General features: G+C 71.5%; 5 protein-coding genes and 1 tRNA gene. All 6 read left to right on the top strand.

Going from position 1 to position 23,337, the window contains the following annotated elements; translation table 11 throughout:
* Positions 1 to 300 precede the first annotated feature (300 nt).
* Positions 301 to 375 (top strand) — tRNA-Val (locus tag CSC64_RS02535).
* A 162-nt stretch (positions 376 to 537) separates the two neighbouring features.
* On the top strand, positions 538 to 1,338 hold the full coding sequence (locus tag CSC64_RS02530) for an SDR family NAD(P)-dependent oxidoreductase (RefSeq protein WP_162433763.1): 801 nt from the start codon (positions 538 to 540) through the stop codon (positions 1,336 to 1,338).
* 132 nt (positions 1,339 to 1,470) lie between these two features.
* The gene (locus CSC64_RS02525; RefSeq protein ID WP_162433762.1) at positions 1,471 to 2,031 is read left to right on the top strand and encodes an ECF-type sigma factor; all 561 of its coding nucleotides are present in this window, start codon (positions 1,471 to 1,473) and stop codon (positions 2,029 to 2,031) included.
* 27 nt (positions 2,032 to 2,058) lie between these two features.
* A complete protein-coding gene (locus CSC64_RS02520) occupies positions 2,059 to 4,824 on the top strand; it encodes a serine/threonine-protein kinase (protein WP_162433761.1) in 2,766 nt (921 codons plus the stop codon).
* Between the two features lie 107 nt (positions 4,825 to 4,931).
* Positions 4,932 to 5,681, top strand: coding sequence for a SapC family protein (locus CSC64_RS02515; protein ID WP_162433760.1), 750 nt, complete (start codon positions 4,932 to 4,934; stop codon positions 5,679 to 5,681).
* A gap of 70 nt (positions 5,682 to 5,751) precedes the next feature.
* Positions 5,752 to 23,310, top strand: coding sequence for a leukotoxin LktA family filamentous adhesin (locus tag CSC64_RS02510; protein WP_162433759.1), 17,559 nt, complete (start codon positions 5,752 to 5,754; stop codon positions 23,308 to 23,310).
* Positions 23,311 to 23,337 lie beyond the last annotated feature (27 nt).

Genomic DNA, 23,337 nt, shown 5'->3' with positions numbered 1-23,337 from the left:
GGTCGATGTGCGGCCGCTCAGGCTCCTACACGTGCTCGCAACACAACGGGCTATCGGCGTGCCGCACATCGCTCTCCACTCAAGGCTACCGGTTCGGGTAGACACAAGCGGGCATGACCGCGACACGGGCGTCGGGACCATGAGAATGTCGCCTGGGCCGGTGGCGTCGGGGTTGCGGTCATGCCCGCCCCTGCAAGGCGCCCGGTCCGGCGGGCGCAGTCTGGCGGTTGTGGCCCTCCCCGCCGGCGGGGTAGAATGCGCGCCCCTGTCGCCGGCAATCCGCGCGGGGGATGCAGCACCGGGCGGTTAGCTCAGCGGTAGAGCACTACCTTGACATGGTAGGGGTCACAGGTTCGAACCCTGTACCGCCCACCACCTAAGGCCCTGATTCGGGGGCGTTTCGTGGGAAGAACCAGCCGGCCGCCATGCCGGCTTTTTTGTTGCCCGGCGCGGGGTCGCCAGGCACGCATCGCGTAAGTCCAACCAGGTTCGATGCGCGTGGACCCGTTCCGACCGCATCCGGCACAGGAGAGGGGCATGACGGCGACACCGGCGAGCGATGGCAGCGGGCACCTGGAGCAGGCGGTCTATCCGCAACTGGCCGGCCGCAGGGTGTTCATCACCGGCGGCGGCAGCGGCATCGGCGCGGCGCTGGTGGAGGCGTTCGCGCGACAGGGTGCACGAGTCGCTTTCGTCGATATCGCCGACGACGCCAGCAGCGCGCTGGCGCGGCGCGTGCACGCCGCCGGCCATCCCCGTCCCTGGCACCGGCGCTGCGACGTCACCGACGTAGCCGCCCTGCAGCAGGCCATCGCCGAGGCGGCGGCCGAACTGGGCGACTTCCATGTCCTGGTAAACAACGTCGGCAGCGACGACCGGCATGCGCTCCAGGACGTCACCCCCGAATACTGGGACCGTTGCGTGGCGGTCAACCAGCGCCCGGCCTTCTTCGCCATCCAGTCGGTGCTGCCGGGCATGCGCCGCCTCGGTGGCGGCTCGATCGTCAATCTCGGATCGAATGGCTGGCGGATCCGGAACGCCGGCTATCCGGTGTATGCGACTGCCAAATCGTCGGTGAACGGACTCACGCGCGGGCTGGCCCGTGAACTGGGTGCGCAGCGCATCCGGATCAACGTGGTCACGCCGGGCTGGGTGATGACCGAGCGCCAGGTCGAGCTGTGGCTGGACGAGGAGGGCGAGCACGAGATCCGGCGCAACCAGTGCCTGCCCGACAAGGTGTGGCCGGATGACATCGCCGCGGCGGTGTTGTTTCTCGCCTCCGACCAGGCCCGCGCGATCACGGCGCAGGAGTTCGTGGTGGACGCGGGCTGGAGTTGAGAAGAGGGGGGCAGGCGCTGGTCGGGCACAGGGCCTGGATGCGCTGGCCTTCACCGGCACGGTGCCGCCGCGGTATTGCCTATAATCCAGGCTGTTGCGCGGCCCGGGTATCGGCCGCCGGGGGAAACAGGCTTGCCCGACGACATCACCCGACTCCTGCTGTCCTGGCGCTCCGGCGACCTGCAGGCGCGCGAGCAGCTGTTCGATGCCGTCTACGAGGCGTTGCGCGAGATGGCCGCCTCGCGGCTGGGCCAGGCGCACGGCGATGCCACCCTGCGGCCGACGTCGCTGGTGCACGAAGCGCTGTTGCGCATGCTCGGCCGCGATGTCGGCTACGCCGACCGTGCGCACTTCTTCGCCCTGGCCGCGCTGAAGATGCGCGCGGTGCTGGTCGACCACGCGCGCGCCAACGTCGCCGCCAAGCGCGGCGGCGGCGCGGTCAACGTCACCCTGTCGCAGGTGGACCAGGGGGGCGCCCACAACGAGGATGCCGGCGACTACGACGTGCTCGCGCTGCACCAGGCGCTGGAGCAACTGAGCGGACGCGACGAGCGCGCCGGGCGCGCGGTGGAACTGGCCTATTTCGGTGGCATGTCGCACGAGGAGATCGCAACGGTGCTCGAGATCTCGGTACCGACGGTCGACCGCGACCTGCGCTTCGCCCGGGCGTGGCTGAACCGGCAACTGGCCTGAAGAACGGCCGCAGCGCAGGGGGAGCGCATGGAACACGATCACTGGCAACAGTTGCGCGACCTGTTCGATGCGGTGTGCGAGTTTCCGCCCGATGCCTGGCAGGCCGAGCTCGAGCGCCTGACCGCCGACCCGGAGCTGCGGCGCGAGACCCTGGAGCTGCTGCGCTCCCAGACCCGCTCGCTGGAGCGCGCCCGCGCGCCGGTGGATGGCCTGCTCGCCCGGCTGGCAGCGCCTGAACTGGAGCCGGGCGACACCCTCGGGCCGTGGCGGCTGGTCGAGCGGCTCGCGTCCGGCGGCATGGGCGTGGTGTTCGTCGCCGAACGCGCCGACGAGATGTACGCGCAGAAGGTGGCGGTGAAGCTGCTGCGCGGGGTGTCCGATCCGCGTACCGCCGCGCGCCTGGCCGAGGAGCGCCGCATCCTCGCCGGCCTGCAACATCCGAACATCGCCCGCCTCTACGACGGCGGCACCACCGCCGGCGGCATGCCGTACCTGGTGATGGAGTTCGTGGACGGGGTGCCGCTGGACGAGTACTGCCGGAGACACGGCCTGGACCTGCGCCAGCGGCTGGCGCTGTTTGTGCGCGTGTGCCGCGCGGTGCAGGCTGCGCACGCGCACCTGGTGGTGCATTGCGACCTCAAGCCCGGCAACGTGCTGGTGCGCGAGGACGGCGAGCCGGTGCTGCTGGACTTCGGCATCGCCCGCCTGCTGGACGGCGCCGAGGGCGAGCGCACCCCGTTCTGCACGCCCGCCTATGCGGCCCCGGAGATGCTGGCCGGGGAACCGGTCAGCACCCGCAGCGACGTGTTCAGCCTGGGCGTCATGCTGGTCGAACTGGCCGCCGGCCGGCGGGTGGAACGCAGCGCCGACGATCGGATCCGGCCGGTGGCCGCGCCGAGCCAGTGGGCCGGATCCGACTGCCCGTGGCGCCGTCGCCTGGCGGGCGACCTGGATGCGATCGCCGGCAAGGCCTGCGCGCTGGACGCCGACGGTCGCTATGCCTCGATCGAGGCCCTGGCCGACGACGTGCAGCGCTACCTGGACCACCGTGCGGTGGCCGCGCGCCGCGGCTCGCGGCTGTACCGCTTCGGCCGCGGCCTGCGCCGGCACTGGCGCGAAGCTGGCGCGGCGGTGCTGGTGCTTGCGCTCAGCGGCGGCTTCGTCTGGCGGCTGGGCCAGGAACGCGCGCAGGCGCAGCAGGAGGCGCAGGTGGCCGACCAGGTCGGGCGGTTCCTGCTGGCTTCGTTCGAAGCGGCCGATCCGCGCAAGCTCGGCAAGGGCGACAGCGAGGCTTCGGCGCGCGAGGTGCTCGATGCGGGCGCGGCGCGGATCGAGCGGGAGCTGGCCGATTCGCCCGCCATCCGTGCGCGCGTGCAGCACGTGATCGGCCAGGCCTACAAGAACATCGGCCAGAGCCGGCGTGGCGAGGAGCTCCTGCGCGAGGCTTCGGCCTCGTTGCTGGCCGCGGACGTGGCCCTGCCGCTGGAAGCGGTCGACGCCTTGAACGAGCTGTCGGTGCTGCTGGCCAACGGCCGGCGTGGCGTGGAGGCCGAACAGGTCGCGGGCCAGGCGCTGGAGGTGCTCGACCGGCGCGTCGGCGACGGCGGCGTGGAAGTCCAGAGCCTCCGCGCCCGCGCCCTGAACTCGCTGGGCCTGGCGCTGATGGAGCAGGAGCGGTTCCCGGAATCGCTGCAGGCCTTCGAGCGTTCCCGCGACCTGCGCGCCACGCTGCCCAACGCACAGCGCCATCGCGCTGTGGTCGACCACAACATCGGACTGCTGTACCGGAAGTGGGGCGACCTGGCCCGTTCGGAACGGGTCCTGCGCGACGCGCTGGCGATGAAGATCGAACTGAACGGCGAGGACTCGTTCGATGCCTGGTCGACCCGCCACGTGCTGGCGATGACCGTCACCGAGCAGGGGCGTCTGCGCGAGGCCGAGGCGCTGCAGAAGCAGAACCTGGCGCTGGCGCTGTCCCTGTTCGGCGACGACAGCGACAACACGTCCACTGTCTACAACGAGCTGGCCAGCATCAACCAGGACCTGGGCGACTACACGCTGGCGGCGGCGTACTACACCCATGCGCTGGAGATCGAGGCGCGCGTGCTGGGCGAGGACAGCGTCGACTACATGGTCACGCTGAACAACTTCGCCAGCCTGGAGGAGTCGCGCGGCGACGCCGAACGCGCGCTGCAGATGTACCGGCGCTCATATGCGTTCCGCAAGGACGCGCTGGGCCCGGACAACCCCGCCACGCTGCGCGCGGGGACCAACCTGGCGCGCGCGCTGATGCGCGGCGGCCAGGTCGCGGAGGCCGAGCCGCTGCTCGCGCACGCGCTGGAAGTCTGGTCGTCGCGGCTGGCCGCGGATGCCCGCGACCTGCTGATCACGCGCCTGGGCTGGGCCGAATGGCAGATCCGCAGCGGCCGCCACGCCGCCGCCCGGGCCACGCTGGAGGCGCTGCGGCCGCTGGTCGCCGGCAAGCCGCCAGTGCTGGCGTTCCGCCTCCAGGTACTGGTGGCCGACCTGCTCCAGCGCGAAGGGCGCGCAGGCGAGGCGGCGGCGGCCTGGGCCGAGGCGGTGGCCATGGCCGAAGCCCAGTACGGCGCGGACACGATTTCCACCGCGCGCCACCGCGTGCCGCTGGCCGAGTCGCTGCTGCAGGCCGGCCGCACCGAGCAGGCCCGCGAACAGTTCGAGCAGGCCGCGCCGGTACTGCGCGCCCAGCTGGTGCCGGGGTCGGAACTGCCGCGCCGGCTGGACCGGCTGGAGATCGGGCTCAAGCAGGGTTGAGCCAGGTCGCGGGTCCGGGAAACGGGTGATAGGTCCGCGGCGCATTTCACGGTAGGTGTTGTTGGGTGCCCCCTGCGTGGGGGCCGGGGGCCGACAAGGGGGATGCCATGAAGCAGTTGCTGATCTACGACCGGCCGGTGCCGCTCGACCGCCGCCAGCACCGGAACCTGCGCCTGCAGGCCACGCCGGGGGATTTCGGCTTCGCCGCCGGGATCAACTCGGTGCCGCTGGCGGCCGCCGAGTTCGCCCGTGCCGCCTGCGAGTACCCGATCGTATTCGCCGGCAGCGGTGAGGATGTGCTGCCCGCGGCGCTGCTGGGCCTGCGCGGCGGCGAGAACCTCAGCGTGGACGCCGACGGCCGCTGGCTTGAGGACGGCTACGTCCCGGCCTTCCTGCGCCGTTATCCGTTCGTGCTGGCGGAGAAGCCCGAGGCCGCCGACGGCTTCACGGTCTGCCTGGATGCAGGGTATCCAGGCCTGGGCGAGGAGCGGGGCGATCCGCTGTTCACCGCCGACGGCGGGGACAGCCCATTGCTGGGCAACGCGCTGCGCTTCCTCGGGGAATACCAGGGGCACCTGCAGCGCACCCGCGCCTTCACCCGCCGCCTGCACCAGCTGGACCTGCTGCAACCGCGGCGGATCCGGGTGCAGCCGGCGGCAGGCGAGGCGTTCAACCTGGACGGCCTGTCGGTGGTCGACGAAACCCGGCTGCGCGCGCTCAAGGGCAAACCCCTGCTGGAACTGCTGCGGTCCGGCGACCTGGGCTGGATCCACGTGCACCTGATGTCGCTGGTCAACATCGAGCGCCTGTCGCGGCGCATGGATGCACGGGCGCAACCGCGCGCCGCCAGTCACTGATCCGCCGCAACCTTCCGAAACGGGTGCGTCCGCGCATCCGCTCATCCTGTTTTGGCCCTGGAGCACCGACATGCCGTCGATCCGTCCGAATTCCTCGCTGCGCCCCGCGCGCGTCCCCGCCGCCGTCCGCAGCGATGTGCGGCCAGGGACCCTGGCGATGGCCATCGGCTCGGTCCTGGGGTTGGCCGTCCCCGGCATCGCCAGCGCCGGCAACAGCACCATCACCACGCCTTCGGACCCGGGCCGCGACCTGGGCACGGTCATCACCAATCCGGGCGACGGCAACCGCTACCAGGTGGACAGCGACGCCAGCCGCATCCGCAACCGCAACGCCTTCAACTCGTTCGGCGACTTCAGCCTGGCCCAGGGCGATACCGTCGACCTGATGGTCCCGGACGGCGCGGACAACCTGATCAACCTGGTGTGGGACAGCCAGGCACTGATCAACGGCGTGCTCAACAGCTACAAGGACGGCCAAATCGGCGGCCGCGTGTTCTTCGCCGATACCCACGGCGTGGTGGTCGGCGCCAGCGGCGTGCTCAACGTGGGCTCGCTCGCCATCGCCACGCCGACCACCGGCTTCATGAACCGGCTGCTCGACGCCGGCAGCACCGGCGACAACGCGGTCGCGGCGCTGCTGCGCGGCGAGGTGCCGCTGTCCCCGGCCGGGGTTTCCGTCCTCGGCCGGATCAATGCCCGCGACGACGTGCGCATCCAGGCCCGGGCGATCGACGCCTCGGGCACGATCTGGGTCGCCGGCGGCAGCGGCGCCGACCGCCTGGACAGCGAAGTAGCGGTCAACACCGGCGCCGGCACCGGCACGCGCCTGGTCAACGACGGCGGCAACATCCTGCTGGTGGCCGAGGACAGCCTGCTGGTCTCGGGCACGGTCCACGCCGAGGGCGGCGACATCGTCCTGCAGGCCGACGACATCGTGCAGATCCAGGCCGGCGCGCGCATCGACTCGCGCCAGGTCGGTTCCAGCGGCACGCTGGCCGATGCCGACGCCTCGACCGGCGATTCGGGCGACATCGTCGTGGCTGGCCGCGACATCGCCGTGGCCGGCGGGGCGATGCTCGATGCCGGGGCCACCGGTGCCCACGAGGCTGGCGACATCGCCATCGACGCGGCCGCGCGTGCCAAGGTGCAGACCGGGCTGGCCGAGGCGCACAGCCGGGTGCAGGTGGACGGCCGCCTGCGCGGCGGCGACATCGCCTTGAGCGCGACCAGCGTGGCCGACTCGGCCTGGGACGATCCGGATGCCGGCCTGGCGACCATCGCCGGCAGCGCCATGACCGACCTGGCGCAGCTGGCTGGCAGCATCATCGGCGGCACCATCGGCTACCTGGCCACGGACACCTCGGCTGCGGTCGCGCTCGGCGGCAGCGCCCGCATCGAAGCCCGCGGTGATGTCGACCTGTCCGCGAGTACCGAGCAGGCGATCGAGACCGTGGTCACCGGCCTGCATGGCAGCGCGCAGTTGCAGAACGCACTCAGCATCGGTGCGCTCTATGCCGACCTGGACACCGCCGCCGCCGCCACCGTCGCCTCCGGTGCGGACATCCAGGCCGGGGGCACGCTCTCGGTCGGAGCGGCCACCCGGAACACCCTGGACGTGTCGGTGACCTCGTTCGCCACCGAAGGCACGATGGTGGCCACCACGGTCGCCGTTTCCACCGTCGATGCGGCCGCGGACGCCTCCATCGCCGCAGGCGCCACGCTGGACGTGGGCGGCGTGCAGGTCGGCGCGCTCAACCAGTCCGACTTCTCGACCTCGGCGGTGGCGTACGCCGACAGCGAGGGTGCGGTGGGCCTGGCCGCAGCGGTCAGCCTGCAGGACGTCTCGGCCAACGCGGTCAACGGCGCCGACGTGGACACCGGCGGCGACGTGGTGGTGCAGGCCGCCTCGCTGGTCGACGGCAACTACACCAATGCGACGATCGCCGAGCCGCCGTCGACCAGCGCCACGGTCAAGCAGCTCGCCAGCGACGCCGATGCCACGGCGGCCATGCGCGACCTGATGGGACAGGGCCTGGGCAAGCTCAAAGGCCAGCTTGGCGATCAGGGCGACGATGCGACCGCACAGGTCGCGCCGTTCAAGCTCGGCGCCGCGGTGATCTACACCGACGGCCGGCATTCGGCCGATGCGCACCTGGCCGACGGCACCACGATCGACGCCGGCGGCGACGTGGTGGTCCATGCCGGCGTGGTCGACGCCGGCATCGGCATGACCGCAGGCAGCGAGATCGACGGTTCGGCGCCGGACGACGACAACCCGGGCAGCACCTTCGCGCTGTCGGCGGCGGTGGCCATCACCAACCTGGAACACGACGCGGTGGCCGAGATCGGCGACGGCGCCACGGTCGAGGCCGAGCATATCGGCGTGGGCTCGGAAGTCGTGCTGCCGATGGATTTCTCCAGGCTGCAGGGCGCGGTGCCCGACTTCAGTAGCTTCGATGCGCTGCTCGATTCGCTCAGTGCCGCCAAGAGCCTGGTGGGCAATCCCGAGGAACTGTTCACCAGCTATGTCAGCGCCAGCAGCAAGGCCGACGACCTGGCCCTGGGCGGCGCGGTCAGCCACTACCACGTGACCAACAACAGCCGTGCCTGGGTCGGCGACGGCGCCTCCCTGACCAGCCGCGCCGATGCCAACGACGGCGCATGGGAGACCGCGCTGGCCGGCGACGACCGCAAGGCGGACTGGGCCGGATCGGTCGCCGTGGCCGCGCTCACCGATTCGCGTTCGATGCACTCGGTCGGCGACCTGGCGCTGAAACTGGAACGGGTCGGCGCGGGCAAGGACGGCGCCGCGATCGGTGGCAGCTTCAACAACGTGGTCTACGACACCACCACCGTGGCCGGCATCGCCGCCGGCGTGGAGGTGACCACCGACGCGGACGTGGTTGTGGACGCGCAGACCCGCGACCACGTGGTCTCGCTGGCGCTGATGGGCGGCGGTGGGTCCAGCATCGGCGTGGACGGCACCATGGCCCTGCTGGACCTGTCCAGCACCACGCTGGCTTCGGTCAGCCGCGACGCCACGATCGAGGCGCAACGCCTGGACGTGGACGCGCTGCAGGACCTGTTCACCTGGTCGGTGTCCGGCGCGCTGGCGATGAGCAACAGCCTGTCGGTCGGGCTGGGCGTGGCGGTGCACAACCTGGATACCGATACCCGCGCGTACGTGGGCGACAATGCCACCGATGCGCCCGATGCCGCCGACGGCACCGTGGCGATCGGGGACACCGCCGGCAGCGGTGCCATCCGCGTAGACGACCTGTCGGTCCAGGCCGAGAGCAAGGGCATGTCCGGCGCGGTCGCGGTGGCCGGCGCGGTGGCCAAGAGCTCCAACCCGCCGCCGGCCGATGCAAAGCCCGGCTTCGTCAAGAAGCTGAAGGATTCGGCGCAGTCCAAGGTCGATTCGCTGCGCGGCGCGGCGGCCGACAAGTTCGCCCAGCTGCCGCTGCTGGACAAGGTGGCCGACAAGGTCCGCGGCGAGCAGGGTGCCGGAGGTGGCGATGAGAAGCCGGCCGAACCCAAGTTCGGCATCAGCGTGTCCGGCAGTTCCAGCGTGAACCTGGTCAAGCAGGGCACCCGCGCCTACCTGGACGGCGCACAGGTCGGCGGCCGCACCCCGGCCGACGGTGTCAGCGTCGGCGTGGAGTCGGTGAACGACACCGTGCTGGCCAGCGCCAGCGGCTCGGCGGCGATCACCTTGGCCAAGGCCGACAGCAGCAAGTTCAGCGCGGCAATCGGCGGCGCGGTGTCCTACAGCATGGTCGACAACGACACCGAGGCGTACCTGTCCGCAGCGGACCTGCAGCACGCCAACGATGTCGCCGTGCACGCGCTCAGCGGCGGCGAGCAGACCAACGTGGCGCTGGGCGTGTCGGTCAACAAGTCGACCGACCAGTCCACCGCCGCCTCGGTGGTCGGATCGTTCTCGATCGGGCGCTCGAGCAACGACACCCGTGCCTGGCTGGCCGGCAGCACCCTGGACGGCGACAACGGCCTGGACGTGAGCGCCTACGGCCGCACCTACGTCAACGTCGGTGCCGGCAGCCTGTATTTCGGCGGTCGCGCCGGCATCGGCGGCGCGTTCACCCACGCCGAGATCGCCGACCATACCGAAGCCGGCATCGATGGCGGCAGCGTCTCCGGCTACGACGAAGTCAAGCTGCGCGCGCTGGACGCGGCGCGGATCGTCGCCGGCGCGGCGATGGGCGGCGGCGGCTCGGACAGCAACGGCCTGGCCGGCGCGGTGATCTACAACAACGTCGACAACGTCACCCGCGCCTCGATCGGCGGCGGCGCCGTGGTGGACGTGGACGGTGACCTGCTGGCGCAGGCGAGCAGCACGTCGGCGGTGCAGGTGTTCGAGGACCGGCTGCATGCCGTCGGCACCACCCCGGGCGAGGGCGTGGACTACCGCGGCGACGCGCTGCAGCTGGACGTCGACGGCGTCCACTACGACGACCCGGGCAGTTCCATCATCGCCGTGGCCGGGCTGTTCCAGGCCGGCAAGAACAACGTCGGCCTGTCCTTCGTCGGCAGCGAGGTGAACAACTCTCACGTGGTCGAGGTGGCCGACGCCACCCTGGACGTCGGCGGGACCGCCGGGCTGGCGGCCGCAGACAGCACCACCATCCTCGGCTTCAGCATCGGCGGAGGCGTGGCCACCAGCAAGTTCGCCGGCATGGGCAATGCCACCGCGAACATGATCGGCAACAACACCCGGGTGCTGATCGGCGCCGACGGCGTGGACACGGACATCAGCGCCGGCGCGATCGACGCCAGCGCGCGCAACGCCAGCTTCATCGGCAGCGGGGCCGGCAACGTGGCGATCGGTTCCAAGGCGGCGGTCGGCGCCGCGGTGACCTACAACGACATCGGCAACGAGACCGGGGTGGAAGCCACCAACGCCAGCCTCACCAGCAGTGGCGCGGTCGATGTCGCGGCGACCAACGACGCGCAGATCGTGTCGGCGGCCATCGCCGGCACCGCCGGCAACAGTGTGGCCATCTCCGGCTCGTTCGCCTGGAGCGAGACCGGCAACCACACCCTGGCATCGGTCGGCGACAGCCGGGTGGACGCGTCCAGCCTGTCGGTCGGCGCCGCCAGCGGCTCGGACATCTTCACCCTGTCCGGCTCGGTCGCTGCGTCCAACACCGCGGCGATCGGCGCGGCGATCAACATCGCCCTGGTCGAGGACCGCACCGAAGCCGAACTGGCGGACACCCGCCTGGACATCGATGGCGGCATCGAGGTGGCGGCCACCGGCACCGGGACCGCGCGCTCGCTGGCGGTCGCCGGCACCGTGTCGGGCAACGTCTCGGTCGCCGGGGCCAGCAGCAACAGCATCGTCGACAACACCATCGCCGCGCGCGCTTCGGGCCTGTCGGGCATGGCCGCCGGCAGCGGGGTGCGCGCCGGAAGCCTGAGCGTGCGCGCGGAGAACACCGGCGAGGCCGATTCGCTGGCCGGCGCTGTCAGCGGCGGCAGTTCGGCCGCAGTGGGCGGTGCGCTCAGCGTCAACCTGATCGGTGGGGAAACGTCCGCCGAGCTGTCCGATTCGGTGTTGGCGGTGACCGACGAGGTCGTGGTCGAGGCCGTTTCCAGGGCGACGATCAACACGCTGGCCGGCACCGGCGCGGCCTCGGGCAACGTTGGCATCGCCGGCGCGGCCACCACCAACGTGATCACCTCCACTACCGGCGCCCGCCTGGTCGACGTCGGCCTGGACACCACCACCACCACCGACACGCTGGTGTCGGCAGTCGATTCCAGCCAGGTCAATTCATTGGCCGGCAGCCTGGGTTTCGCCAGCAACGTCGGCGTCGGCGCCGCGGTCGCGGTCAACGTGATCAGCAACCAGGTCTCGGCCGAAGTGCTGGGCGGCGACAAGAACCGCCGCTACCACGGCCGCAACGTGGAGGTGCGCGCGGAGAGCAACGGCGACGGCGCGATCGGCGACGCCAACATCAACACCATCGCAGCCGGCATCGGCGGCGGCGGCACGGTGGGTGGCGCCGCCTCGGTGGCGGTCAACGTGATCGACGGCAGCGTGACGGCGAAGATCGCCGATGGCGCCGACGTGGTCGCCGAGCACAATGTTGGCGTCACCGCCGCGCGCGAGCAGGGCATCAACGGGTTCGCCGGCCGCCTCGGCGTGGGCGGCACCGCCGGCATCGGCCTGGGTACCACGGTCAACGTGATGGACGGGACCACCGAGGCGCTGGTGCAGGGCGCCGACACCCGGGTCAGCGCGCTGGGCAAGGCAGCGGGCGACCGGCTCGCGGTGGACGCTGGCGACCTGGCCGATCCGGACGCCGCCGACGTGAGCCAAGTGCAGGCGCTCGAAGACTACGTCGCGCCGGACCTGTCCGGCTCCCGCCTCGAGGTGACCGGCCTGGCGGTGAACGCCTCCAGCCGCCAGCACGTGACCAGCATCGGCGCCAGTGGTGCGGTGTCGTTCAATCCGATCGGCAGCGCCGCAGTGGCGGCGATGGCCGGGGTCAGCGTGGTGGGCGGGGAGACCCGCGCACTGATCGAGGACGCCAGCATCAACCAGCACGGCGGATTCACCGCGGGTGCCGGCCAGCAGGTCGACGTGCGCGCCTCCAGCCACAGCGTCGGCACCAGGTTCATCGCCGGCATCGCCGGCGGCGGCGGATTCTCCGGTGCCGGTGCGCTGGCCACCCACGTGTTCGATGCGTCCACCGAAGCGGGCATCGACGGGGCGACGCTGTCGGCCGAAGGCGCCGTCAACGTCCATGCCAACGCGTCGCAGAACTCGCTGGCGGTCGCTGCGGGCCTGGCCGCGGGCCTGGCCGGTGGCGCGGGCACCGGCGTGGGCAACGTATTCCAGGCGTCGACCGAAGCCTACCTGCGCGGCGGCGACCTCGACGCCGGCGCACTGGCGATCGACGCGGCCAACCGCAACGCCGCCAGCCTGGTCGGCGGCGCGGTGGCGGCCGGTGCCGGGGCGATCGCCGGTACCTTCCTGGTGAACGTCAGCGAGACCAGCACGCGCGCCAGCCTCGGCGAAGCCGGCGTGGATACCGGCGTCGACACCGATGCCGGGGTCGCGGTGCGCGCGCATACCGACACCGGATTCCAGGGGATCGCGGTCAGTGGCGCCGGTGGCGGCGGGCTGGCGATCGCCGGCATGGCCCAGGTCAACGTGATCGGCAACACCACCGAGGCGCAGCTGGTCCGCGCCGACGTGGACGCCGGCGGCGACGTCGACGTGGATGCGCAGGAAGACCTGGCGTTGCGCGCCTATTCCGGCGCGCTGGCCATCGGCCAGGGCCACGGCGTCGGCGCCGGCGCCAACGTATCGGTGCTCGGCAGCAAGGTCCGTTCGGCGGTGGTCGACAGCGACGTGGACGCGGGCGGCGACGTGGCAGTGACCGCCGGTGCCGATCGCGACGTGGAAATGCTGACCCTGACCGCGGGCGTGGGCAGCAGCACCGGCATCGGCGGCGCCGCCGGCCTGCTGTTGTCGGGCGTGGGCAGCATCGGCGACAGCGGCGGCGAACTGGGCACCACCTTCTCCAAGCTGGCCGAGCTGGGCAGCGGCGACAAGTTCGACGCCACGATCGTGGGCGGCAGCCTGGACCAGAACCGCCTGGACAAGCTGGAATCCGATTCGGACTACGACCTGACCGGTGCGATGGACGGGCGCGAGGACCGGGTGATTGCCGTGGTCAGCGACAGCACCGTCGCCGCCGACAGCGTGTCGGTGATCGCCGGGAACGTGCTGGCGACGAGCAACCTGGCCGGCGGCGCCGGCGTGGGCGGCGTTGGCGTCGGTGGCGCCTTCGCGTTCACAGGCCTGTACGGCAGCCCCACCGCCGCGATCGAACGGACCGCGGCGGACAAGACATCACGCATCGAAGCGGGCGACGTGACGGTGAGGGCCGAGAACCGCGACGGCAACGGCGCGGCGGCCCGGCTGGAGGCCTATGCCGGCGGGGCGGGCATCGTCGGCATCGGCGCGGCCGTCGCCGTCGCGCGGGTGGAGCAGGAGGTGGCGGCCAGTGCGGCCGGCGAGCTCGACGGCGCGGGCGGAAGCCTGAAGATCGAAGCGGTGGACAGCGGCAGCATCGACGTCGACGCGATCGGCGCCGCTGCCGGCGCGGCGGCGGTCGGCATCGTGGTGGCCGATGCGCGCCGCGACAGCGAGGTGTCCGCGGCCCTGGCCGGCTCGGCCGACGTATCCGGCTTCAATGGCGTCCTGGTCGACGCCGCGGGCACGGGCGGGGTATCGGTGTACGGACTCGGCGCCGCCGGCGGCCTGCTGGCCGCCGGCACCGGCGTCGGCGTCACCGCCAAGGACGAGACCCCGGTCACCGCCAGCGTCGGCAATGGCGCGTCGGTCAACACCGGCGCCAGCGGCCTGGCGGTGCAGGCCAGCGTGCGACCGGACGTCTCGGCCGAGGGCCTGGGCGCGGCCGTGGCCGGCTATGCGGCGGTGGGTGCGGTGATTGTCGAGGCGGCCAGCGACAACCGGGTCCCCGCGCAGCTGGGCGACGACGTGGCGCTGGACGGCGCCGGTGGCCTGCGCGTCTCGGCGCGGCTGGACCATGCCGCCGGCGGCCGCAACGTGCGCGCCAAGTCGACGGCGGGCACCGGCGGCGTGTTCTTCAGCGCGAATGCCGCGACCGCCAAGGCCGGCACCACCTCGCGCGTGGTCGCACAGACCGGCACGGACCTGCGCTTGGGCGACGGCGACGTGACCGTCGAGGCGACCAACCTGACCCGCCAGGAAGCCGAAGCCCTGGGTGTGTCCGTCGGTGGCATCGCCGCTGGCGCAGTGGTGGTGGACGCGGTCTCCGACACCACCACCCGTGCCTCCCTGGGCGATGGCGCCCGCCACAGCGATCCGGACGGGATGGTCGGCCGCGTCGCGGTCACCGCGACCGGCGTCGACGACAACGCGGCCAGGGGCGTGGCCGGCAGCGGCGGCCTGATCGCCGGCAACGCGACCAGCGTGGACACCGACAGCCGGGCCACGGTGGAGGCGACCACTGGCGATGGGGTGGAGCTGGTGGCCGACGACATCCGGGTTGCCGCCGACCACGAGGCGCGCTATGCGGCGCAGTCGGATTCGACCAATGCGGCAGTGGTCGGCGGCAGCGGTTCGCATGCCGCCAACAGGGCGCACGCGGACGTGCATGCCGGCATCGGTTCCGACAGCGCGCTGGTCAGCGGCAACGGCATCGATGTGGAGGCGACCAACCGCTTCAGCAGCGCACTGGATCCGGGCGACGACGCGGTGCGCGGCGCCGCCGGTGGCGTGATCAGCGGCAGCGCGGCCAGCATCGAGACCCGCCTCGGCGGCACCGCGAGGGCGGACGTGGGCGACCGGACCAGCCTGGTGTCGGGCCTGGATGCGAGCCTGGCGATGCCGGGCAACATCAGCGTGGTCGCGGCGACCCTCGCCAACACCCAGGACAACGCCAGCCTGAGCACCGGCGGCGCCATCGACGTGGCCGCGGTCAAGGCCGCGGCGAGCGCCGATTTCAGCAACACGGTGGTCGTCGGCACGGACGCCTGGCTCAACAGCCTGGGCTACATCAACCTAGGCCCCTACACGCGCGCCACGATCAATTCGCAGGCCCTGGTCAACACCTGGGGCCTGGCGGCCGTCGGCGTGGCCAGCAGCGACGTGGATGTCGACAACACGCAGTCGGTCACGGTCGGTACCGGCGCGCTGCTGGAGTCGCTGCGCAACACCTACGTCACCGCCGGCCGCGACGCGGTCGGGCTGCACGACACCGCGATCTCCGTCGGCAGCGTGGCCGAAGGCTACGTCCGCGGCCTGATCGCGATCCCGGATGCCTCGGCCGACGGCACGATCGAGAGCTACGCCGACACCGTGATCGGCGCCGGCAGCCAGGTCCTGAGCGCCAGCAACGTCACCGCCGGCGCCTACACCGGCGCGCTGGCGTTCGGCGTCAGCGGCGTCGGCCACGGCTACCAGCTCGGCTTCATCCCGGTCACCCAGCGCGACAGCGAAAGCGACAGCACGACCCGCGGCAACGTCGTCCTCGACGGCGACCTGCTTGCCGGCCGCTACAACAGGCTTTCGATCACCATCGACGCGTCGGGCAACTACTCGCAGGCCGAAGGCCTGCCGGTCCAGGCGAGCCGGGTTTCCGGCTTCCGCCCGCGCGACTTCCTGGCCAACCTGTGCCAGAGCGATGCCGGCAGCGACGGCTGCAAGGCGCTCACCGCGCTGCAGGGCTCGGTCGCGGCCGGCCCGGTCAACGCCTGGCAGCTGGGGCCGATGTACGCCGCCGGCGGCGACGTGTTCCTGCATGGCGACAGCGTCTCCGGCAGCGGTTCGGCCACCGCCCAGGGCGCGCCGACCATCAGCGTGGTCAACAACAGCAACTACTACCTGCTGCTGGACGAGGTCGAGGTGCCGGACTACTCCGGAGGCAACGTGCGCTTCACCGGCGTGGCCGGCAGCGCCGGCGGCGTGGCCATCACCGAGGAGCCGGACGACGCCACGCCCAGCGTGTTCATCCACAACGCCTGGCAGGGCAGCGACGGCCCGGCGATCTTCGCCATGGAGGACATCCGCAACATCGGCGGCCTGGTCCACCTGCGCAACGACCAGGGCTCGCTGGGCCAGTTCGGCACCGTGTACGCGCAACAGCAGATCGTCGAGGCGCCCAACGGCATCGTCACCTTCAGCAACATCAATGCCGACTGGTTCAGCGGCAGCAACCCGCAGTCGGACTGGCGCAACCTGATGCTGCGGCCGGCCAATCCCGATGATGCGGCGGCGTACATCACCAGCGTCGTCTACGGGGGGCAGAGCCTGCTGTACCGTGGCGGCCCCGACAACCGCTACGCCGGCTCCAGCATCGTCGTCTACGGCTACTGTGCGCCGCATACGAGCTACAACGGATGCGGAAACGGCCCCTACGGCGGCACGGGCTTCTACCAGACCACGATGCCGGTGGTGCCCGGGCGCACGCTGAGCAAGGTCATCAACAGCTACGACGACAACCTCGCGGTCGCAAACAACGCGGGAAGCAGTTCCTTCACCGGCCAGCAGATCTACGTCCGCGCGCGCTACATCGACGTCAACAGCACGATCGACGCCGGCGCGGGCACCGACTGGTCGCTGAAGGTGCTCGACGACACCGGCCTGTCGGCCTGGCTGGCCGGCAAGGACGCTGGCCCGGCTGGCCGCTATGAAATCCCGCCGCAGTACGTCACCACCATCGGCGCCGATTCGCGACTGATCAAGGCCTGGTACGACAGCGGCGAGCAACGGATCGTCGTCGACAACGTCAATGCTTCCGGTGGCGGCTACGTCTACCTGGACGGCCGCATCGTGAGCACCACGCCACACGGAAAGATCAAGGTCAGCAGCGGCTTCGGCCAGGTCCGCATCGACAGCGGGATCGACCGCGAGGTGCAGCTGCAGGACATCAACGTCGGCAATGGCGCGGTGGGCGTGATCGAGGTCGTCGACCGCGAGAAGGGCAGCCCCACGTCGCCCTACGTCACCTGGTACGTCAGCAGGCAGGGCCAGGATGCCGTGGCCTACGACAACCGCAACGGCGCCACCGCCTACGACGATGCCAATGCGTACCGGATCGACGACGCTTCGGTCTACAACCCGACGAGCGGAATGCGCTACCGCTGGAGCGAAACCGCCTACATCAAGCGCAACTACCGCGCCAGCGGCTGGTACTGGGTGGACGCCTGGGGCAACGTGCTCGACGATGGCCAGCAGTGGGCCACGAGCAACGCGGGCTTCTACCGCGGGGCCGCGGGTGGGCCGGTGTTTTCGCAGACCGTCACCGGCGGATTCACCGATTGGACCACGCAGGGGGTCAGCTACGGCGCCTGTGACGACGGGAAATGCAACTTCGGTTTCCCGACGCCGCCCAATGGTGGCAACTGGAACCCGGACCGTGGCGACGACGGCGAGTACGAGACCTGGTGGCAGTACCAGTACATGCTTGCCGGCTACGTGCGGCTGGATGCCAACGTCAAGGCCGACAACGCCATCGCCATCGACTTCTCCGGCGCCGACAGCGGCCTGGTCGACGTCGACGCGCGCGGTGACCTGCTGCTGGGCGGGCGCATCTGGAACCCGGGTGGTCTCACCCAGCTGACCACCACGGCGACCGCCGCCGGCGGCCCGGGCGACATCGTCCGTGCCGGCGAGACGGCGATGATCACCACCCAGCGGCTGGAGATGGATGCCGCCGGCGGCATCGGCATCGGCGGCCTGGGCGACATGCTGGCCACGCTGACGCCCGGCGGCTCGCTGGTGGCCAGCGCCAGCGCGACCGGCGTGGCCCTGGACGTGTGGTCGGATGCGGCGGTGAACATCGTGTCCGGCGATGCGACCGGCGGCTACGGCGACGTGAGCCTGGTCGCCAACGGCAACATCAGCGGCCTGGCCGGATACGCCGCCGACATCGAAGGCCGCGACATCGACCTGGAGAGCCGCTACGGCGCCATCGGCAGCCTGGCCGATCCGTTGCAGCTGCGCGCGCACGAGATAACCCGCAGCGACAACAGCATCGACGGCGGCGTGGTCTCGGCCAACGCGCTGAACGACATCGCGCTGAGCGACCAGTCCGGTGATTTCTGGCTGGCCGGGGCGCATTCGGAGGCGGGCGACGTGCGCCTGGAGTCGACCAGCGGCGCGCTGCTCGACGCGACCCTGCGCACTTCCACCGACGGGTTGACCGAGGAGCAGATCCGCCGTATCCGGCAGAACCTGCAGCTGGACGGCAGCGGCGTGGCCGATTCGGTCGCCGTGTTCGAAGGCCAGGTCAAGGCACGCTATGAAGAGTACTGGCGCCTGCTCGGGCTGGGTACGGTGTCCGGCGGTGCCTTCGTGGCGGATGCCGGCGCGATCGCGCTGTTCCGCGGCCTGGCCGAGGCTGCGGCTGGCACCACCGGGCTGGACGACGCGCAGGTGGGCGCCTACATCGCCGGCCGCTACCAGGCACTGGTCGATTATTTCGATGGTGTGTACGGCGGTGGCTGGCAGTCGCTGGCGGAGTTCGCCGGCTACGACGCCGGCTTCGCCTACCAGGTGCAGGCCGGTTCGCAGCAGTACGCCGACCTGTCGCGCAATTCGGTGTGGACCGACGAGCAGCTGCGCTACGCGATCAACGCCAACGCGCTGGAGCCCTCGGGCGGTACGGTCGGCGCGGCCAGCCCGACGGTGTCCGGACGCAACATCACATTGCTGGCCGATACCGGCATCGGCCGCCTGGCCAGCGACCTGGACCTGGAGTACGTGCGCCTGGTGGCGGGCGACCTGGACAGCGAGGAAGCCCTGGCGCTGGCCCTGGCCAATACCCCGGGCGACGTGCAGATGGTCGGTCCGGATGGCGAAGTACTCCCCCGCGACCAGCTGCTGGCGCTGGACGACGACGACATCCGCAACGGCGCCATCGCCTACGTCCGGGTCAAGCGCACCTCGCCGCTGTTCATCGAAGCGAGCGGGCGCGTGGACGGAGCTGCCGGCACCAACGCCTACGTGCAGGCCAGTGGCGACCTGCGCGTCGGCCAGCTGGTCGCCGGTGGCGATGCGCGCCTGGCCGCCAGCGGCAACCTGGTCGATGCCGACCCGGGTAATGGTGCGGCGGTGGCCGCCGGCGGCGACCTGGTGCTGGCCGCTGGCAGCGGCAGCATCGGCACGCCCGGCACCGACAGCGTGGCGGAGGCGCCGCTGGAAGTGTCGATCGGCGGCCGGTTGCTGTCGGCCACGGCCGGCCAGCATGTGCTGGTGCGGGAGATCGGTGGCGACTTCGTGTTCGACAGTGTGTTCGCCAACGGGCGGGTGCTGCTGGATGCGCGGGACGGCAGCCTGCTGGCGCATGGCGACGGCGTGGCGGTGGACGGGCAGCGCGTCGAGTTTCTGGCGCGGGACGACATCGGCCAGCAGGGCTCGGGCACCGGCCTGGGTGGGCCGTTGAAGGTCCACGTCGCCGGCTCGGGCCTGCTCGATGGCCAGGCCGGTGGCCGGATCTGGACCTCCAGCCCAGGCAGCCTCGGGGTCGGCCGGCTGCAGGCCGGCGCGGACCTGGACCTTGCCGTCGAAAGCGGCGATCTGCATGCCGCGGACCTGGAATCGACCGGGGGATCGGTGCGGACCTCGGCCGACGGCGATACCTGGGCCGGGCAGGGGCGGGCGGCCGACCTGGCGCGCCTGGCGACGACCGGCGATCTGGAGGTCGTCGACCTGGCCGCGGCGCATGCCGAACTGCTGGCCGGTGGCGATGCGACGCTCACCGATGCGACAGTCGACGGCGTCCTGTCGGTCGACGCCGACGGCGTGCTGCGGATCCTCCCGGCGGGCCGGATCGACGCCGGCACGGTGGTGGTCGATGCCGCCGCACTGGCGATGGGCAGCGGCAGCGTGATCGCCGCGCAGCAGCGGATCGACGTCGCCACAACCGGCGACATGGACCTTGGGCAAATGCAGGTCGCGGGAACCACGGCCGGTTCCGGCGTCCGCCTCGCCGCCGGTGGCCACATCGCCGGCAACGGCGACGACGTGGTCCACATCGCGGGAGGTGCGCTGGCCGCCGCCGACCTCGACGCCGGTACCGGCATCGGCAGCCAGGCGCAGCCTTTGCGCGTGTCGATCGGCCTGCTGGATGGACACAGCGCCGCCGGCGACATCCATCTGCACCTGCCTGATGGCGGCCGCATCGGCCAGTTGCTGGCCGGCGCGGGCAACGTGTCGATCGATGCGGACGACGCGCTGTCGTTCGCGCGGATCGAGGCGGCGCGTGCGCTGGCGATCACGGGTACCGACGTGTCCGGTGATCAGCTGAAGTCCGGCAAGGAAGGGCTGGATGTCGAGGCGACCGGCTCGATCGCGGTCGTGGAGGCCGCGTCGGAGGGCGACGCGCGGCTGGCCAGCGGGACGTCCATCGGGGTCGACACGCTGACGGTGGCCGGGGTCCTGTCGGCCACGGCCGGCACCGACCTTGCGCTGGACGCGGCCTCGGTGGGCGGCAATGCGGCGCTGCAGTCCGGTGCCGCCACGATGCTGGGCGATGCGCAGGTGCAGGGCGACCTGCACGCGGACGCCGGCACGGACCTGGTGGCGACCACGCTGGAAGTGGGGGGGGATGCGACGCTGCGTTCGGACGCGGCCACGAGGCTGGGCACGGCAACGATCGGCGGCGCATTGTCGGCCTGGGCCGGTGGCGCGTTCGAGGCCGGCGACCTGGCGGTGGGTGGCCTGAGTGGAATCGAAGGCCGCACGCTGCGGATCGACCAGGGCCGCCTGGGCGGCGATGCGAACCTGGTGTCGGTGGAGTCGACGCAGCTGGGTGCGGTGTCGGTGCAGGGCGACCTGGATGCGGACGCGGGTACGGACCTGGCAGCGCACGAACTGTCGGTCGGCGGCGACGCACGACTGGCCAGCGGTGCTTCCACTGGCATCGACACGCTGACGGTGGTCGGGGACCTGTCGGCCACGGCCGGCACCGACCTTGCGCTGGACGCGGCCTCGGTGGGCGGCAATGTGGCGCTGCAGTCCGGTGCCGCCACAACGTTGGGCAGCGTGCAGGTGCAGGGCGGCCTGGAGGCGGACGCCGGCACGGACCTGGCGGCGACCACGCTGGAAGTGGGTGGCGATGCGACGCTGCGTTCGGACGCGGCCACGAGGCTGGGTACGGCAACGATCGACGGCGCATTGTCGGCCTGGTCCGGCGGCGCGTTCGAGGCTGGCGACCTGGCAGTGGGTGGCCTGACTGGCATCGAAGGCCGCACGTTGCGGATCGACCAGGGCCGGCTGGGCAGCGATGCGAGTCTGGTGTCGGTGGAGTCGACGCAGCTCGGTGTGGTGGCAGTGCTGGGGAACCTGGAAGTCCACGCCGGCGCCGCACTGGCCGCACATGAACTGTCGGGCGGCGGCGATGCGGTGCTGGTCAGCGGCGCCTCCACGGACATCGACATACTGACGGTGGCCGGCGACCTGTCGGCCACGGCCGGCACCGGCCTGGTGCTGGATGCCTCCGAGGTGGGCGGCAACGCGGCACTGCAATCCGGTGCCGCCGCGACGCTGGGCAGCATGCGCGTGCTGGGTGACTTCGATGCCGAAGCGGGTACGGACCTGGCGGCCACCACGCTGGAGGTCGATGGCCAGGCCACACTGCTGGCCGGGAGCGACATCCTCCTCGGCGATGCCGCCACCGGCGGCATCCTCGACATGCGCGCGCACCGCGACATCGTCTTCGCGCAGTTGCAGGGCGGTGCCGACATCTTCGGCACCTCGGAAACACGCGACATCATCGGCGGCTCGGCGCAGGCCGCCGGTCGCATCGTGTTCCGGGCCCCGGGTGTGATCCGCTTCGACGGACTCCGTGCCGGAACCGGGATCGAGCTGCTCGCGGACCTGGACGTGACCGGCGGCAGCCTGGCCGCGGGGGGTGACGTGGACGTCGAAGCCGGACGCGACATCGCCATCGATGCCATCGAAGCCGGACGCGACATCCGGCTCGTCGTCGGCCGGACCCTGCGCCTGGGCACGTTGGAGGCCGGGCGCGACCTCACCGCCCGTGCCGGACGCGACATCGACTTCGGCAGCCTGGACGTGGTCCGCGACCTGTCGCTGGCCTCGGGCGGGGACATCGATGGCGACCACCTGCGCACCGGCAACGACGCGGTGCTGGAGGCGGCCGGTTCGGTCACGCTCGGCGAGGCGGATGTCGGCGGCGACCTGCAACTGGCTGCCGGCGGCGACGCGGGTATCGGCCGCTACGCGGTGGGCGCGACGACGCGGATCGATGTCGGTGGCGACATCGGGATCGGCCAGGGCGAAGGCGGCGGTACCCAGTCGCTGACCGCCGGCGGCGGCATCGGCTTCGATCGCATCGCCGGCCATGCCTCGGTCACCATGGAGGCCAGCGGTGGTGCGATCGAAGGCGCGGAACTGGAAGCACCCGATGCTTACCTTTCCGCGCGCGACCGGATCGGCCTGGACATGGCGCGCATCGACAGCCGTCTCAACCTGGCCGCCGCCGACGTGCAGGCCCGGGTGGAGCAGGGCGAAGCGGGCACCGGCCCGCTGGCGATGGTGCTGACCGGCTACCGCGATGGCGTGGCCCGCCGCATCGTGGTGAGCGTGGATGCGCGCGATGCCTGGATCATCGACCGCCTCGCCTCGCTGCAGGCAGAGCTGGATACCACGGTGACCGATGTCACCATCACCGACGGCTGGATCGAGGAAAGCATGCAACTGACCACTCCCCGGACACGGACCTGGATGAACAACCGGGGCACCACGCTCAGGCCGGTCGACGTGCAGCTGACCCAGCCGGAGTTCGGCTTCACGATGCGCCAGCTGGCGCAGCACACCTTCACCGACGCCTACGCGGTGCGCTACGGCGAGGGCTACTGGGTGCAGGCCCCGAACCACCTGGCGCCGCACGCCTGGACCGACGTGGACTACTACGCCGAAAGCGCCCTGCGCTTCACCTTCCGCTCGCTGGAAGACCACTCCTGGGACGAGGAAACCGGCGCGTTGCAGGCCTTCGTCGCCGGCCAGAACGCCAAGGAGGACGAGGATCCGGTCGGCGTGCCGGCGCAAGGCGCCGTCAACGTGGGGATTTCGCAGTGATGGGCGCTGGAATGGAAGGGAATACCG

This window comes from Pseudoxanthomonas koreensis (assembly GCF_010093225.1).
Taxonomy (GTDB): domain Bacteria; phylum Pseudomonadota; class Gammaproteobacteria; order Xanthomonadales; family Xanthomonadaceae; genus Pseudoxanthomonas; species Pseudoxanthomonas koreensis.
This window is presented reverse-complemented; position numbering and strand designations above follow the sequence as displayed.